This is a genomic window from Nitrospirota bacterium, assembly GCA_023229435.1.
Taxonomy (GTDB): Bacteria; Nitrospirota; UBA9217; order UBA9217; family UBA9217; genus JALNZF01.
In genome coordinates, this window is record JALNZF010000002.1 from 35756 (window position 1) to 52087 (window position 16332).

Below are 16332 nucleotides of genomic sequence, written 5' to 3' on the forward strand. Positions count from 1 at the left end.
GGTAATTATCATGTCAACCATAGCATACATCGGGATAGGCTCGAACATAGGGGACAAGACAGCCAACTGTCAGACGGCCGTCGAGTGTCTTGTAGAAGCGGGCCGGATCATCGGCGTTTCCTCGTTCTACTACACGGAGCCGGTAGGCTACAAAGAGCAAGAGGATTTCATCAATGCCGTCGCTACCCTGGAGACCAATTGCTCGCCCGTCGAGCTTTTGGCGATCTGTCATGCCATCGAAGACCGGCTGGGGCGCAGTCGGACCGTACGCTGGGGTCCGCGTACCGTTGACCTCGACATCCTGCTGTATGGAGACCTGGTGATGAGCCGGCCGGACCTTGTCATTCCCCATCCTTTAATGGCGGCAAGAAAGTTCGTGCTGATGCCGCTTGTTGAGATCGCTTCTGCGGTCATGCATCCGGTCTTGAACAAAACAATGCTCCAGCTTCTCGGTGAACTGCAGAACTCGCACACGGTGATGAAATGCAAGCTCGTAAAAAAACACCATGACCCCAAAACCTGATATACGCCCTACCCGCTACATTGTGACCGAAGGCCCGGTCGGTGTCGGCAAGACCAGCCTCACCTCGCTGCTCGCCGAAGAGCTCGGCGCACGCTTGATCCTCGAGCAAGCGGAGGAAAACCCCTTTCTCGATCATTTTTACAAGGACCCTGTCCGGTACCGGTTCCAAACGCAGATGTTCTTCCTCCTGAGCAGGTTCAGCCAGCAGCAGGAGATGGCGCAGCCGGACCTGTTCACGCGCATCACGATCAGCGACTATCTCTTTGACAAGGACCGGATCTTCGCATACTTGAACCTCGACGAGAACGAACTGGCGCTCTATGAGCAGGTTTACCGGATCCTTGAACCGAAGATCGTCCAGCCCGACCTGGTGATCTTTCTCCAGGCGGACACCGACACGCTGATCCGACGCATTAAACAACGCGGCAGGTCATTTGAAAAAGAAATCGGACTCGATTACATCGCCGCGGTGAACGAGGCCTACAATCAGTTCTTCTTTCGCTATACCGATACCCCGCTCCTCGTCATCAACACCTCGGACATCGACTTTGTCCATCGCCGGGAAGACCTCGACGACCTGCTGAAGCAGGTCCTGGGCATGAAGCAGGGCACGCAGTACTACGTGCCGCGGTCGAGGGTAAAATAATACAAATAACCAGGTTCAAAGACTTCGGCGAGCTTTTCGGCAGTGAGCCGCTCAGGGCCGAACCGCTCAGTCGAGCCGTTCCAGGTTCACGGTTCAAGGTTTAATAATGACCGATAAAAAATTCCAATATTTAATATTAGTTTCAAACCGTGAACCTTGAACCGTGAACCTGTTAATCCGAGTAGTTACGCTTTTTCATTTTTTTCGATTGCGGTTTATCACCTTTTTGTATAGGATTGACCTCATCCATGGCGATCTACATTCTGAAAAGGCTTTTTCTCTTCATCCCTACCCTTCTCGGCATCACCCTTATAACCTTCATCCTGATGCAATCCCTGCCCGGCGACCCCGTGACAGCCATGGTTGGCGAGCGGGCATCTCCCGAGACGATCGCTCGAATCCGTACCGAACTGGGCCTGGACAAGTCACGCACCTACCAATATTTAATGTATCTTAAACGACTCGGGAGCGGACAACTCGGGCAGTCATTATACACCAATCGTATGGTTGCGGACGACCTGCTTCAGAAATTCCCGAATACGGCGAGGCTCGCGCTCGCGGCAATGCTCTTTGCATCGGTCATCGGCATCGGTATGGGCGTGTTCGCGGCCTCCAAGCGCGGCACGAACTGGGACCGGTTCGTGACGCTCCTATCCGTGGGCGGCATCTCCATACCCGTCTTCTGGCTCGGCCTCGCGCTCATGCTCCTGTTCGCCTTCTATCTTCGATGGCTCCCGCCATCGGGTATGGGCGATGGCAGTCTCCTCTACCTCATCCTCCCGGCGGCCACGCTCGGGACCTTCTCGCTCTCCTACATCGTACGCATAACGCGGTCGTCCATGCTCGAGACGCTTTCCCAGCCCTATGTCGCGGCCGCCCGCGCCAAGGGATTATCGGAAACCGACGTGGTGTTCAAACATGCGCTCAAGAACGCCCTCATCCCCGTGGTAACGCTCATCGGTCTGGACCTCGGTTCCTATCTAAACGGCGCGGTATTGACCGAAACGATCTTCGGATGGGACGGCCTTGGCCGCTACGCGCTCGACGGAATTCTGAAAAGAGATTACCCCGTCATCATGGGCGTTGTGCTCGTCGGCGCCGTGATCTTTGTGACCATGAACCTTCTGGTCGACATCTCGTACCATTTTCTGGATCCACGGGTGAGGGTGAAGCATGAACCGTAAGAAGTTCGGAGTTTGGAGCTCGGAGTGCGGAGTGATTCAACTACCAGGTTGCTATGCTCAATGACCTCTCCATAAAAGATTTGACGTCAAACACCCCTGCACTGATCGCGGTGATCCTGCTCGTCGTTCTCGCGCTCACGGCTATTGTCGGGCCTTTTCTTGTTTCCTATGATCCTCTTGCCATGGACCTCGACACCCTGATTCAGCCACCGGGCAAAGCGCATCTTCTCGGCACGGACAGCAAGGGACGGGACATCCTTTCGCGCGTTGTTTACGGCTCCCGCATCTCTCTCAGCGTCGGGATCATCGCGTCCGCGCTCTCTCTCGGTATCGGCATTTTTTTCGGATTGGTTGCGGGGTACTTTGGCGGCACCGTGGACGCATTTCTTTCTCAGGTATTCGATATTTTTCTCGCGTTCCCGAGTTTGTTGCTCGCCATCGGCATCAGCGCGGTAATGCCCCCGGGGCTGACTTCCGCTATGCTGGCGATCACGCTCGTAGGATGGGCCGGATTCGCCCGGCTGGTACGGGGGATCGCCCTTTCACTCAAAGAACAGACCTATGTTGAGGCATCGCAATCCCTCGGCGCTTCGTCGGCAAGAATCTTGTATCGGCACATCCTGCCGAACGCGCTTCCGTTGATCCTTGTTGCCGGCAGTCTGCGCGTCGGAGGATTTATTTTACTTGAGGCGGCACTTTCGTTCCTCGGCCTCGGCGTGCAGCCGCCCACCCCCACCTGGGGCTCGATGATCAGCTTGAACCGCGCCTATATAAACTCCGCGCCCTGGATGGTGATCTTCCCCGGCCTCGCCATCAGCATCACGGTGATAAGCTTCAATATTCTCGGCGACTTTCTTCGGGACAAGCTCGACCCGCGAATGCAGGTGTAACAGGCAGTATAAAGTAAGACTGGGAGAACGGCGTGAAGTTCAACCTTCGGCGAGTATTCAATTTCCTTGACGGTTCATGGCTTGTGTGGTAGCATTGTCTTACAATAATCTTACCTGGAGGAGCCCCATGTTGTCCACAAAACTCTCGAGTAAAGGCCAGGTCATCATCCCCAAGGAAATCCGCAATCGGCACCACTGGGAGCCGGGGCAGGAGCTTCAAGCCATAGATACCGATGATGGTATCCTGCTCAGGCCTGCGTCCCCGTTCCCGGAGACCACCCTGCGGGAGGTGTCCTCTTGTCTTTCGTACTCCGGCAAGCCCAAGACCATCGAGGAGATGGAAGCGGCCATCAAAAAAGGCGCGGGGACCATGAAACATGACCGGCGTTGACACCAACATCATCGTCCGCCTGCTGACTGGTGACGACCCCAGCCAGTCGGAGAAGGCCCGCGCCGTTCTTAAGAAAGCCGACGTATTTGTTCCGGAAACGGTCATGCTGGAAACAGAGTGGGTCCTGCGCCATGCTTACGGCTTCGAGACAACGGCAATCCATGACGCCTTTACAAAATTATGCGGCCTCCCCAATGTCATCCTCCCGAATCCTCATCGCATGCAAACCGCCTTGCAATGGTATACCGAAGGTCTGGACTTCGCCGATGCTCTTCATCTGGCTTCAAGTCAGGGATGCAGGGCTTTTTTCTCTTTCGATCGCAAGCTTGTTCGCAGCGCTGAGGGCCGCGGCCAGTGCAAGGTGAAGGAACCGTAATTGCCGGCCGTAATATCTAAAACACCGAATCGATGTCGATCGAACCCGCTGTTGACACTTCCCGGGATCAAGCATATATTCGTCTACAATATTGGAACCAATTTGGCATAATCATTGCTAAACTGGTAAACAACGAAAATCCGTGCTTTACTGTCCCCCATAGTAAAGACCTAAAAACAAGGGGGATAGTCAATTACTTGTTGGAATTTACCAACCACACGCTCCAGCCGGTCTTCGCCGCTGAGCAGCTTACAATGTCAAAAGCATAACATCAGAGGTACACACAATGATATATGCTGCCATAGTCGGTGTTCTTCTTGGACTAGACCATGCGCCTTGGGGAATCGCAATTCCTGTGATTGTTGGGCTTGTTGCGTTCAAAGGTATTATCGAGTTAGTTATCAAAAAGAATCCTATCACTGGCACTCCATCACCTTATGTACTTTATGTAGAGAACCTACAGAAGGCAGAACCTCTGACGGTTGCTCCTTGGCGTGGTTATTTGGTTCAAGTTATGCTTTTTGGAGTCATAGTCGGCATTGCCACCTATGGGCTTTGCCGCCTCGTTCTGTGAAACCACTAAATCAACAGCCCGACAAACGGCTCAACGTTCCAAGAATCAAAAGAGGTGAATCATGGACGTAAAACGAGAAGCAGAAAATCTGATGCCCGATTCATTACCCAGGTGGATATTGGGATTATCCATACTGATAGCATCAGTCCTGTATAAGTTTTACCCCGATTTACCAAAATCGTGGCTACCCCAAACAGAAGAAGTATACTTCCTGACCAGATTACTACTATCAGGATCAGTCCTATTACTTGGTTCTGTGTCATTGGTTATCCTCTTAGCTCGGCACGACAAAAAAATACGACTACAATATGCTGCATTAAAATCTGATTTCAATGCCTTGGCTGATGACTCTCAAGGTAGAGCAACATTTAACAAGGCGTTACAATCGCAACTTGCTACCAATGCACAGGAACTTGATGTATTAAAAAAATCACATGCTGAACTTGAACGTATCTCCAATGAGCGCAAATTCCTTCTTGAAGTCGCGGAAAAAAAGATTGCCGAACTATCCAAACCCATAGAAGCGGCCGGCGCATCTTCTGAGCCAGGCCCCGATGATTATCATGCTCCGCGTCGTAGACTGCCCCCTGCCGCATGGTAAACAGAGATTCCAACCAACGGATCGAGCCGACGAAACGCGGCTCATCCTGATGTTATTTATTTCAGTACGAGGCTAAGAGAGACAAGCTTCGAGAACGCCTGAGGAGGATTTGTGGAGTGAATACAGATAGCACTTTATTTAAAATTACAACCATGATTGTAATTCCGCTATTAGCCTTGATTGTTCCTATTGCTATATTTATTGGAGATCATAAGAACAAAACTATATCCTTTGAAATTCTGTCTGAGTCTACTGTTGCTGATGTGACTTCTCCTTTAGGGGCTAAAATTCAGGTTCTCTACGATGGAAAGAAGCTCAAAAACCTGAAGACAATATTTATTCGAATTATCAATTCTGGCAATGTTTCGATTAAGAAAACTGACTTTGAAAAAGATCTCCAACTTTTATTTGGTAAAAATGTCCGCGTCTTAGCTTCACGTGTCGACTATGCCTATCCAAATAATTTATCAGTAAAGCCTATCGTTAAAGATGACAGGGTGCTGGTCAGCCCATTACTCTTAAATCCAAAAGATGAATTTACTATCGAGTCTCTCGTAACAGGTGAGACAGATAAAATCGGCATCGATGCCCGCATTGAGGGCATAACCCGCACAGAAATAACTAAGCACGGACACCTGTTGACAGCAACGAAGAAGCTTCGGCTGTTAGCCGGTCTAATATGCCTCTTTATTTATTTATATTCAGCATTATTACTGATTGAATTATTAAGAATAAAAAACGAACCAAAGATAATCTTGATACGGCCGTTAGAAATTCTATTTGTCTTAATTGCAGCGGCTTTGAGCTCGGTCGTATTAATGAAAGAAGTTATCAAGGGGATGGATATGTCTGTCTATGTGGTTATCCCCTTCGTTATTTTAGCAGCGATAGGAACTGCCTTATTGAAATATTTTACAAGAGGAATAAGATTTAAGGTTTGATAAAAAGACAACTGGACATAACGTCCATAATATTCATCCAAGACCAAACTCGCACTAGGAAATCATCATAACGAGTCGTTCGAGCCGCCCAAAGGCGGCTCAACGAGTCGTTCATATGCAGATTACAACTGGAATTCTGCTACGCCGTTAACAAATCGTCCGTTCCACAGTAGATAGGTGCTACTTGCAGTGCTTTTGATTTGATTGAAGTGAAGATTGCCAGGAGTAACATAGCTGCGAGGTCCTTCCTATAACTCGCAACGGTTACATATTATGAAAATGAATATTAAATAGGATGTTAACCAGCAGACGGCCATAGTGATCGAGTAATTGTTGATTTATTAATACACACTGAGGATTGAATGGATACCGATGAGTTGACAGCGATGGCTTATGAGACTATCTCGCTTGCCCACGAAGTGCTTGATGCGCTCTGTTTGGAACTTGGCGCCTCTGCAAAAGAGTATCTGACAGAAGATGCGTTTTTGAACGGTACACTAGCGAGCCTAAAAGATATTTTGGCTGATCCTGAGGGCTACTTAGATTCATGGAATTATCTGGATATGGTAAGCCCACAACACTTTATAAAAGGAATTAAGAGTCTGATAAGTCATGTTGAGAAAACATTAAACACGCCGCAATATCAAAGAGGAAAATCCGCACTGGGACCATCAGAATCAACCAAAGAGTAAGGAAAGAAGAGTTGCTTATGTGGATTATTCCGAAATGACATCGGTCACGCGAATATGAAGACACCCCTATGTATGAAGAAAAGTTCTCCAATAACAGAAAAGCATGACATAAAACCGGGCCAGTCCGTTGAGTTGCTGAAAGAGCTGCACATCCTTACCCGCGACGGGCAGATGAACCAGGATAGCAGGCGAAAACTCAAACAGGTTTATCATCTCTATCAATTCATCGAGCCGCTTCTGAAGGAAGCTCAGCAGGATCACCTCGCTATTTCCCTGGTCGATCACGGAGCGGGCAAGTCCTATCTGGGTTTCATCCTCTACGACCTGTTTTTTAAGCGGCAGGACAGCGGCTCCCGGATCTTCGGCATTGAAGCACGGGATGAACTGGTGGAGAAATCCCGTGCCTTGGCGGAGCGGCTTGCGTTTCCCGGCATGTTCTTTCTGAAACAGTCCGTGGCCGAAGCCACCCTGTCCGATTCACTGCCTGCAACGGTTGATGTGGTGACCGCACTTCATGCCTGCAATACCGCCACAGACGACGCCATTCGTTTTGCCTTGAAGAAGCGGGCCAAATTCATCGTGCTGGTGCCCTGCTGTCAGGCCGAGGTGGCTGCGGTGCTCAGGAAAAACAAGGGCCAGGCGCTGGCCCAAAGCGGTCTGACCGAGATCTGGCGGCATCCGCTGCACACTCGAGAATTCGGCAGCCTGATTACCAATGTGCTGCGCTGCCTGCAACTGGAGGCGCACGGTTATCAGGTCAACGTGACCGAACTTGTGGGGTGGGAACACTCGATGAAGAATGAACTGATCATCGCGGTTTACAAGGACCTGCCGCGCCGCCGCCCGACCGAGCGCCTGAATGAAGTGATCCACTCATTGGGGCTTGAAGAAATCGGCTGGCGATTTTCTGCCACCAATAGTTGTAGCGGCCGGGAATCATAATCGCCCTTAATCCGGAAACGTAATGCTGATTATGCTTCCTTACTCCGATAAATCCGCTGTTTTCATCCTTCATCCATTTCCATCCAGGCACCCCTGATAAAATCAGCTTGTAAACTAGTGTGTTCGTGTTAGTATAACCCTCATGATCGATAACATCCGCGCAATTAAATCACTTGGCCAGAATTTTCTGAAAGACCCACACTATCTCAACAGGATCGCCGACGCAGCACAGGTCGGACCGGAAGACCAGGTGCTGGAGATAGGGCCGGGTCTCGGTCATCTCACCACGGTCCTTACGCAACGGGCGCGAAGGGTTTTGGCCATCGAGGTGGATGACCGGCTTATACCGCGCCTGCAGAACGAATTCAGCTCATGTCGGAATTTTGAGCTCGTTCATGCGGATGCGCTCGAGTATGACTACGGATCGCTCAAAGATCGATGGAAGGTCGTGGCGAACCTTCCCTATTATATTTCCACGCCGATTGTTCAAAAGCTTATCGTGCACCGCGATAAGTTCATCAGCCTTACGCTCATGCTCCAAAAGGAAGTCGCGGAACGTATCGCTTCTCCGCCCGGGGGAAAAGAATACGGATATCTCTCGGTGCTCGTGCAGTTCTACACTTTGCCGAGGATAGAATTTAAGGTCCCGCCGGGCGCCTTTACGCCCAATCCCGAGGTTGACTCATCTGTTATCACCCTTACGCTGCGCGACCAGCCCGCGGTCATGGTAAAAGACGAGGCCTTCTTCATCCGCGTTATCAAAGCGGCATTTTCCCAGCGCCGGAAGACTCTCCGGAATGCCCTGAAACAGCTGAAGTCCCCTCAGGAAAAGATGGACGCAGTTTTCAACAGCACCGGCATCGACCTCGGACGCAGGGCTGAAACGCTGAATGTAGCGGAGTTCGGCAAACTGGCGGATTTTTTACTTATCTGATATAGTCAGCTGTTGAAAAACCCTCCGTTCCCCTTCGACAGGCTCAGGACGAACGGAGTGATCATTGAATTTTTATTGCCGTTCGTGGTGAGCTTGTCGAACCACTTACAACACTTTTTCAACAGTCTGCTCGACGACCAAACATGCCAAGGCAGTATCACAACGTACGCGAATGAAAACTTTGGAATTCGTCCTGATTCGTGAAACTCGTCTCTTCACGTTATCGCCATACCCCCGTGGCCGAACCGACCCGATCTAATTCCCTTATTTTGAGGGCACTTCCGCGCAAACAGCAAAAACTTGACAAAACAGAAAATACATGGTATACATAGATCAACAATACCTATCGATCCACAGTTGCCGCTGGTCTCGCAACAGCTTCCGGGGGCGGCCGTGGATTATTCCTCCGTCAGCCCCGGTATATCGCTATTGTACCGGGGCCCTGCTATTTGTTGCGAATCTCATTGCATGGACTTCCTTTTCGCCTTGACATTTACCCATCTTGCCATATAATAAACCCTCAATCATTCTTGCCGCTTCGGGAGTACTTCATGAAAGACGCAATCATAAAAACATTCGAGGAAAGCGCCCAGATCAAGGTTAAATTCGCCAGAGAGAACGTGGATAAAATCTTGGAAGTGGTCCAGCTTATCGCTCAGGCGTTCCGCGAGGGCAAAAAAGTCCTCCTCTTCGGCAATGGCGGGAGCGCTACCGACGCCTCGCATATCGCCGCCGAGTTCGTGAACCGTTATCTCATTGAACGGCCGCCCCTGCCCGCGATCGCGCTGAACACCGACGTAGCTGTGCTCACCAGCATCAGTAACGATTACGACTATTCACAAGTGTTTTCGAAGCAGCTCGCCGCCCTCGGTGATGAAGGCGACGTAGCAATCGGCCTCAGCACGAGCGGCAACTCGCCGAACGTCGTCAGAGCGATCGACGTGGCGAAAAAGAACGGGATGAGGACCATCATGCTGACCGGCGGCAATGGAGGCAAGCTGGCAAACAAGGCGGACCATACCTTCATTGTCCAATCGAAGGTTACGGCGCGCATCCAGGAGACGCACATCACGCTCGGCCATGTCATCTGCCAGATGGTGGATGAAGAGCTGTTCGGCAACCACAAAAAATAATGGTATGAAAAAGATCGACACCTCACGCATAAAGACCTATTCGATCAAGGGCCGCGAAAGCAAGGTCCGGACCGGCGATTTCTCCAAGCCGCACAAGAAGGGAGCGAGTTTCAAGGATTTCGTTTCCTCCCTTCCGAACATACTCGCCTCCGGACATTTCAAGGACGTTGTGGCCGCGGTCGTACAGGCACGAAAGGACAAACGGCCGGTCATGCTCGGCATGGGCGCCCACGCGATCAAGGTCGGGTTGAACCCCGTGATCAGCGACCTGATGGAGCGCGGGATCATCACGAGCCTCTCACTGAACGGCGCCGGCATCATCCACGACTTCGAGATCGCCCTGATCGGCAAGACATCGGAGGACGTTGATAAGGAGATCCTGAGCGGCGCCTTCGGTATGGCCGAGGAGACCGGCAGCATGCTGAACCAGGCGATCAAATCAGCGGGACCAACGGAGGGCATCGGCGCTGCAGTCGGCAGAATGATCCAGAACGGTGATTTTCCGTTCAAGGAAAAAAGCCTGCTCGCTGCGGGCTGCCGCCTGGAGGTCCCGTTAACCGTCCATGTCGCGATCGGGACCGACATCATCCACATGCATCCCTCCTTCGACGGCAGGGCGACCGGCGAAGCCGCTCACCGTGACTTTCTGACATTCTGTTCCCTCGTGTCCGACCTTGAGGGCGGCGTATACATCAATCTCGGCTCCGCCGTGCTGCTGCCTGAGATCTTCCTGAAGGCAGTGACCCTTTGCAGGAACCTCGGGCATTCACTCCAGCACTTCACGAGCGTGAACATGGATTTTGTCCAGCACTACCGGCCGAACACCAACGTGGTGCGCCGCCCCACCCAGGGAGGCGGCCAAGGCTTCGCGCTCACCGGTCATCATGAGATCATGCTCCCGCTCCTTGCCGCGGCAATCATCGAGTCTATGTAAAAAGGCCCGGTCTTGACATCAGGGCCGCCGTTTTTTGAATATGCAAACAAGCTGTTTCATCCCTTCTTCTCTTCTATCACAAACCGCTGTTCCTGGATCGACTCGCCTTTGCACACAGGACATTTCCCCGGCCTTCGAAGTTTTTCACGCTTTGCAAATACAAATCCGCACTTCTTGCATTCCGCGGGCACAATCATCAAATGCCGGGTTGACGACAAGAGAGACTTCCGTATGTGTTCAAGATGAGCGGACACCTCGCGCTCCGATATCCTGACAGCGGCCGAGAGATCTCGTGCAGAGCGCGGTCCCTCGACAAGTTCGACAATGATCGCCTTTCTTGTCGTGCTGTGCGCTTCCGAGGGGACGAACGGCTCCTTATTTTTATCTGCAGTTCTTACCATCACCTGAAAACATTATAGCCCATATAAGTCCGCCGGATAATCAACAAATTTATCAACACAATATTCTTGCCCAGCCGGTATATATTATGATAAGCTCGGCTGTCTGTTGATGAGCATTGATGAGCAGATTACCCAGATTATTTTCGTACCGCCAATTCCGGAATTCCGTATTTGGCGGGGCGGTTTTGGTAGTGCGAGGAAGCGAGCATTTTTGAGCGCAAGCGCTCAAATTTTCTCCCCGCCATTACCAGATTTTCGGAATTACTGTGGCGGTTTCCGTCCCATCAATAACTGGTTGGCTCCGGAAAAATACAGTACTGCTCCAAACAGTAGTCCAAGCGGATAAGACCGCTTAACAGTTAAAAGGAGACAAAATGGCCAAAGATCCAACTTTTAACAGCATCACTGTTGAGGCGAATGGTCGTACTATCCATGCACTCGAAGCGGGAAAGGGGCCTCTCATCATAGCATTGCACGGTTTTCCCGACCTTCCGATTTCCTATCGTCATCAAATCCCTGCCCTTGCAGAAAACGGCTACCGAGTGGTAGCTCCGTACATGCGCGGGTATTTTCCATCGGATGCCGCGCCCGATGGTCCTTATGAAGTTGCAGTTCTTGTTCAGGACGTCTTGGCGGTGATCGATCAACTTACGGAACAACCCGCGATTCTCATTGGTCACGATTGGGGTGCTATAGTTGCTCGAAGCGCTGCGATTCTTGCACCTGATAAAATCTCGAAAATCGTCTGCATGTCCGTACCGACCGCAGGAAATTTTGGACGAGCGCTGGTATCCAACCCAAAACAACAACGTCGATCCTGGTACATGTTTTTCTTCCAGCTGCCCATCGCTGAGATGGCGATAGCCCATAACGATTTCGCGTTTATAGAAACGTTATGGCAAGAGTGGTCTCCTGGCTGGTCCTGCCCAAAATCAGTAATGAACGAAATCAAGGAAGCTTTTCGACAACCTTCTGTATTGAAAGCCGCTTTGGGGTATTATCGTTCCCAGTTCAACCCAGCCCTTCAGCAGCCGGGCTTGGCCGATATACGGAAACGCTTGAGTGATCCCATTCCCACTCCAACAATGTATCTGCATGGCGCCAATGACGGATGCATAGGCGTCGAGACAACCGAAGGAATGGAGACAGCTTTTCTCCGTGATTTTGAAAAACATATTATTCCTTCTGCCGGCCATTTCGTTCATCAGGAACAACCGGAAGTAGTCAATGAACTCATTACACGCTTTTTAGCCAAAAAGCATAAATGAAATAACGCTGCCGACAAACGGGTCGAGACCGCCGCGAAAAGCGCGCGGCTCACCCGCGCGTTAGTCCATAGGATAAAATCATGCTGGTCTTAGATTTAGTCGTCATTCCCTGCACAGAAGATACGTATAAACCACACGGGAAAAAGCCGATTACACTAAATGAGGTCGGTGTTGAGCGACCACCAAAAGATATATTATCTATGGCGACCACGTCTCCCAGACCCCAAAGACGACCTTGTATTGGAATTGGCAGTTGCCTCGGGAGCAAGATATGTGGTGACTTACAATACTGCGGATTTCAAGGGTGCGGATAAATTCGGGATTAGGCCAATAACGCCAAAAGAACTATTGGAGGATAAATTATGAGTACCTTAAGTCTACGTTTGCCGGGATCTATTCATCGGCATATCAGAGAAATTGCGAAGAAAGAAGGGGTGTCCATAAACCAACTAATTTCATCTGCAGTTGCTGAAAAAATATCCGCATTGATGACAGAAGATTATTTAGAGGGGCGCGCAAAGAAAGCAAAGCGCGAAGACTTCAAAAAAACATTGGCAAAGGTTTCAAATCGGAAACCTCTGTCTGGTGATGAACTATAATTTTTTTAACATTCGGTTCGGGTGGGTCGCTGTGACTCGCGCCCTACAACCGGCGCGTTATCTCCCGCGGAACTGAAGCTGGATACTTATAAGAAGGCACAACGTCGCACTCGTCAATAGTTTTCCGATTTTCACCTCAATAGAATCGACTGCCTTCCTGTTTTCCGTAAACGCTCCCATAGTCATTGTTCGTTTCCGGAGCCGCTGTTGTTCATTTCATTAGCAAACTCCTATATGATCATTAGGAAATTTTATGATGCCTTTCCGGATTTTTGCTTGACAAAAAACACGGGTTCCTGTAAATTTTTTGTGTATTTTAGCGATTGTTAAGGAGCGTACGTATGAAAGAAGGACCGATGATATTAGAAGCACTGGCGCCCAATGTGCCGGTGCAAGTCTCCTATGCCTGGCTCGCCATGGCCATTCTTATCGGGCTTTCGCTGGCTGCGCGCTTCTCACTCAAAAAGACGGCGCCCACGGGCGTGCAGAACCTTCTGGAAACCATTGTCGGAGGACTCGAGAGTTTCATTGTGGATATCATGGGGCCCGAAGGCAGGCACTATCTTTCGCTGATCGGCACCTTGTTTCTTTTTATTCTGGTATGTAACCTCGAGGGCCTGGTCCCGGGATTCGATTCACCTACCGCGAATATCAATACCACTCTCGCTCTTGCGCTGGTGACCTTCGCTGCGACCCATTATATCGGCATCAAACGACATGGCATCGGATACATCAAACATTTTATGGGGCCGATATGGGCACTTGCGCCGCTCATGCTCCCCATTGAGCTTATCAGCCATCTCGCCCGCGTGATGTCTCTCACCTTTCGTCTTTTCGGCAACATGGTGGCCAAGCATAAGCTGCTTCTCGTGCTTGCGCTCCTGGCGCCGTATATCGCGCCGGTGCCGATTCTCGGACTCGGCCTGCTGGTCTCCTTTGTCCAGGCGCTTGTGTTCGCCCTGCTGACCATGCTCTATCTTTCAGGTTCCGTCGAAGCGGCGCACCTGGGAGGCGATCACCACTAAGCATTTGACCCCGGGGTCGAAATTCCTTCCGAAAGGAGGGACCCCTCCGGGAGGTAGTAATCCGGCACTATTCCGGCCAGAAATCCACTTTTAAAGAAAGGAGACAACACAATGAAAAGAACTGTTGCAATCATCGTCCTGGTGTTCAGTCTGATGCTGGTCGCGTCCGCCGCGTTCGCATCGGAGGCAGCGGCATCACCCGATACGGCCAAGCTCGGCTTTTTCGGCACAGTCGCCGCGTTTTCAGCCCTTGCGATCGCTGTCGCCGCATTCGGCACCGGCATCGGCATGGGCATGAGCGTCAGCAAGGCCGTGGAAGGCATTGCGCGCAACCCAGAGGCCTCCGGCAAGATCATGACCACCATGATCGTTGGTCTGGCCCTGATCGAGTCGCTGGCGATCTACACACTGGTTGTGGTGCTCATCCTGCTCTATGCAAAACCCTTCGGCTTCTAAGCGACTCTGAACTTCACTACAAATTTTCAACAAAAAAGGGACGGTTCTTTGAACCGTCCCTTTTTTCATTCTTTTGCGGAAGAAGCCTTCTGTGGCCGACCGTAAAATGATTAAAGAGGCATACCAACAGGACCGCAGGAATTATGAAAAGGTGAACTATTGAGCCTCTTGCAAATGTATCGAAGAAACCGTTTTTGCCGTCATACCCGCGAAGGCGGGTATCCAGAAGTGTTTGCTTTTAAAGGATACTGGATTCCCGATAAAGACTTCGGGAATGACGAATAAAGACTTTTGCAAGAGCCTCTATTGAATTCCCTTTAGATTAAAGAGATAATTTGTTATAATAACGCCTCAACACAATTCATGCATTCCGCAGAAGGAGTCCATTACCTCATGAGTACGACCAGTAATGTTCGGGTCCGTTTTGCACCCAGCCCCACGGGTGCCTTGCATATCGGAGGCGTACGAACCGCGCTCTTCAACTGGCTCTTCGCCCGCCATCACAACGGTAAATTCATCCTCAGGATCGAGGACACGGACCAGACCCGATCCACGGACGAGTCCATCAGGATCATCCTTGACGGCATGAAATGGCTCGGTCTTGACTGGGACGAAGGCCCCTATCGTCAGACCGCGCGCATGGATATCTACAAAGAGCATGTCGACCGTCTGCTCAAGGCCGGCAAGGCTTATTACTGCTACTGCACCCCCGAAGAGCTCGAAACGCGAAGAAAAGCGGCCATGGCCGCGGGCAAGCCGCCCAAGTACGACCGGAAGTGCCGGTCGCTCACCTCTCCGGTTTCAGGCAGGACGCCGGCGGTCCGATTCCTCTCGGCCGACGAAGGCCAGACCATCGTGCGCGACATGCTCCACGGCGCGGTAACGTTCGAGAACCAGCAGCTTGACGATCTCATCATCCAGCGCTCCGATGGGCTCCCCACGTACAACTTCGCCGTCGTTGTTGACGACGTCACGATGAAGATCTCCCATGTGATCCGGGGCGACGACCATTTGAACAATACCCCGCGCCAGATCCAGCTTTATCAGGCGCTGGGATACGATCCGCCGGAATTTGCCCATCTGCCCATGATCCTCGGCCCGGACAAGTCCAAGCTGTCAAAGCGCCACGGCGCCACGGCGGTCACCGAATATATCGACCTCGGCTATCTGCCCGAGGCGCTCGTGAACTATCTCTCGCGTCTCGGCTGGTCGTCAGGGGACCAGGAGATCTTCTCACGCCAGGAGCTGGTCGAGAAATTTTCCCTTGACAGTGTGGGAAAGGCCCCCTCTGTCTTTAATCCCGAAAAGCTGCTCTGGCTGAACCATCATTACATCCAGCAAGCCGACACAGGCAGGATCGCCGGATTGGCGCTCGACCTTCTGAAGAAAGACGGGGTCGTGAAGCAGGGAAACGAGCCGGACCTTGACTGGTTCAAAAAGCTCGTCACCCTGCTCACTGAGCGCAGCCACACACTCGTGGAATTGAAGACAGGTGCTTTGCCATTTATCATGGATGAAGTTGTGATGGACGAGAAGGCGCGGGTAAAACAACTGACGCCGGACGTTGCACCGCTCCTTTCCGAACTTACGAGACGGCTGAAATCAGTAGAACCTTTTACGCACGATGAGTTGGAAAAGGTCTTCAATGCGCTTGTCGCAGAGAACGGCATTAAGCTCGGCAAGCTTGCCCAGCCCGTTCGCGTGGCGCTCACCGGCGGCACGGTCAGCCCCGGCATCTTTGAGGTGCTCGAGGTGATGGGGAAAGAGAAGGCCATTAAACGGATCGAAGCGGCAGCGGGCTCCATCCGGTAGTTTCTTGGGT

The 16332-nt window shown here is 51.4% G+C and carries 20 protein-coding genes; 19 read left to right on the forward strand and 1 reads right to left on the reverse strand.

Annotated features, from left to right (window positions below):
- Positions 1-10 precede the first annotated feature (10 nt).
- The 14 genes from folK (at position 11) to M0R70_01880 (ending at position 10761) form a co-directional block, all read left to right on the forward strand.
- Complete coding sequence (gene folK, locus M0R70_01815) at positions 11-523, forward strand: 2-amino-4-hydroxy-6-hydroxymethyldihydropteridine diphosphokinase (protein ID MCK9418096.1); 513 nt, start codon at positions 11-13, stop codon at positions 521-523.
- Positions 507-1169 carry a deoxynucleoside kinase gene (locus M0R70_01820; GenBank protein ID MCK9418097.1) on the forward strand — a complete coding sequence of 221 codons (663 nt, stop codon included), beginning with the start codon at positions 507-509 and terminating at the stop codon, positions 1167-1169. The genes folK and M0R70_01820 overlap by 17 nt, the downstream gene beginning before the upstream one ends.
- Positions 1170-1417: 248 nt before the next feature.
- The gene (locus M0R70_01825; GenBank protein MCK9418098.1) at positions 1418-2353 is read left to right on the forward strand and encodes an ABC transporter permease; all 936 of its coding nucleotides are present in this window, start codon (positions 1418-1420) and stop codon (positions 2351-2353) included.
- Positions 2354-2406: 53 nt separating this feature from the next.
- A complete protein-coding gene (locus M0R70_01830) occupies positions 2407-3243 on the forward strand; it encodes an ABC transporter permease (protein MCK9418099.1) in 837 nt (278 codons plus the stop codon).
- A gap of 127 nt (positions 3244-3370) precedes the next feature.
- The gene (locus M0R70_01835) at positions 3371-3634 is read left to right on the forward strand and encodes an AbrB/MazE/SpoVT family DNA-binding domain-containing protein (GenBank protein ID MCK9418100.1); all 264 of its coding nucleotides are present in this window, start codon (positions 3371-3373) and stop codon (positions 3632-3634) included.
- Complete coding sequence (locus tag M0R70_01840) at positions 3621-4010, forward strand: type II toxin-antitoxin system VapC family toxin (GenBank protein ID MCK9418101.1); 390 nt, start codon at positions 3621-3623, stop codon at positions 4008-4010. Before M0R70_01835 ends, M0R70_01840 begins: the two co-directional genes overlap by 14 nt.
- Before the next feature lie 286 nt (positions 4011-4296).
- Complete coding sequence (locus M0R70_01845) at positions 4297-4584, forward strand: hypothetical protein (protein ID MCK9418102.1); 288 nt, start codon at positions 4297-4299, stop codon at positions 4582-4584.
- 61 nt (positions 4585-4645) lie between these two features.
- The gene (locus tag M0R70_01850; protein MCK9418103.1) at positions 4646-5185 is read left to right on the forward strand and encodes a hypothetical protein; all 540 of its coding nucleotides are present in this window, start codon (positions 4646-4648) and stop codon (positions 5183-5185) included.
- Between the two features lie 116 nt (positions 5186-5301).
- The gene (locus tag M0R70_01855; protein MCK9418104.1) at positions 5302-6126 is read left to right on the forward strand and encodes a hypothetical protein; all 825 of its coding nucleotides are present in this window, start codon (positions 5302-5304) and stop codon (positions 6124-6126) included.
- A 362-nt stretch (positions 6127-6488) separates the two neighbouring features.
- Positions 6489-6818 carry a hypothetical protein gene (locus tag M0R70_01860; protein ID MCK9418105.1) on the forward strand — a complete coding sequence of 110 codons (330 nt, stop codon included), beginning with the start codon at positions 6489-6491 and terminating at the stop codon, positions 6816-6818.
- A gap of 72 nt (positions 6819-6890) precedes the next feature.
- On the forward strand, positions 6891-7760 hold the full coding sequence (locus tag M0R70_01865) for an SAM-dependent methyltransferase (protein ID MCK9418106.1): 870 nt from the start codon (positions 6891-6893) through the stop codon (positions 7758-7760).
- A 142-nt stretch (positions 7761-7902) separates the two neighbouring features.
- Entirely contained in the window at positions 7903-8694 is a 792-nt protein-coding gene (gene rsmA / locus M0R70_01870; protein ID MCK9418107.1) for a 16S rRNA (adenine(1518)-N(6)/adenine(1519)-N(6))-dimethyltransferase RsmA, read from the forward strand.
- A gap of 551 nt (positions 8695-9245) precedes the next feature.
- On the forward strand, positions 9246-9827 hold the full coding sequence (locus M0R70_01875) for a D-sedoheptulose 7-phosphate isomerase (GenBank protein ID MCK9418108.1): 582 nt from the start codon (positions 9246-9248) through the stop codon (positions 9825-9827).
- A gap of 4 nt (positions 9828-9831) precedes the next feature.
- Positions 9832-10761: a hypothetical protein gene (locus tag M0R70_01880; protein ID MCK9418109.1), complete on the forward strand. Its 930-nt coding sequence runs from the start codon at positions 9832-9834 to the stop codon at positions 10759-10761.
- Positions 10762-10817: 56 nt separating this feature from the next.
- Here the strand turns inward: M0R70_01880 and M0R70_01885 are convergent, their stop codons facing one another.
- Positions 10818-11162 (reverse strand): ArsR family transcriptional regulator, encoded by a 345-nt coding sequence (locus tag M0R70_01885; GenBank protein MCK9418110.1) that lies wholly within the window; start codon positions 11160-11162, stop codon positions 10818-10820.
- Between the two features lie 374 nt (positions 11163-11536).
- On the opposite strand from M0R70_01885, the gene M0R70_01890 reads away from it, so the two are divergent.
- The 5 genes from M0R70_01890 to gltX all read left to right on the forward strand — a co-directional run bounded on the left by M0R70_01890 (position 11537) and on the right by gltX (position 16322).
- On the forward strand, positions 11537-12430 hold the full coding sequence (locus M0R70_01890; GenBank protein MCK9418111.1) for an alpha/beta hydrolase: 894 nt from the start codon (positions 11537-11539) through the stop codon (positions 12428-12430).
- A gap of 362 nt (positions 12431-12792) precedes the next feature.
- The gene (locus M0R70_01895; GenBank protein ID MCK9418112.1) at positions 12793-13029 is read left to right on the forward strand and encodes a toxin-antitoxin system HicB family antitoxin; all 237 of its coding nucleotides are present in this window, start codon (positions 12793-12795) and stop codon (positions 13027-13029) included.
- Between the two features lie 341 nt (positions 13030-13370).
- Positions 13371-14054: a F0F1 ATP synthase subunit A gene (gene atpB, locus M0R70_01900; GenBank protein ID MCK9418113.1), complete on the forward strand. Its 684-nt coding sequence runs from the start codon at positions 13371-13373 to the stop codon at positions 14052-14054.
- A gap of 111 nt (positions 14055-14165) precedes the next feature.
- The gene (gene atpE, locus M0R70_01905) at positions 14166-14510 is read left to right on the forward strand and encodes an ATP synthase F0 subunit C (GenBank protein ID MCK9418114.1); all 345 of its coding nucleotides are present in this window, start codon (positions 14166-14168) and stop codon (positions 14508-14510) included.
- 393 nt (positions 14511-14903) lie between these two features.
- Positions 14904-16322: a glutamate--tRNA ligase gene (gene gltX / locus M0R70_01910; protein MCK9418115.1), complete on the forward strand. Its 1419-nt coding sequence runs from the start codon at positions 14904-14906 to the stop codon at positions 16320-16322.
- The last annotated feature ends 10 nt before the right edge of the window (positions 16323-16332 follow it).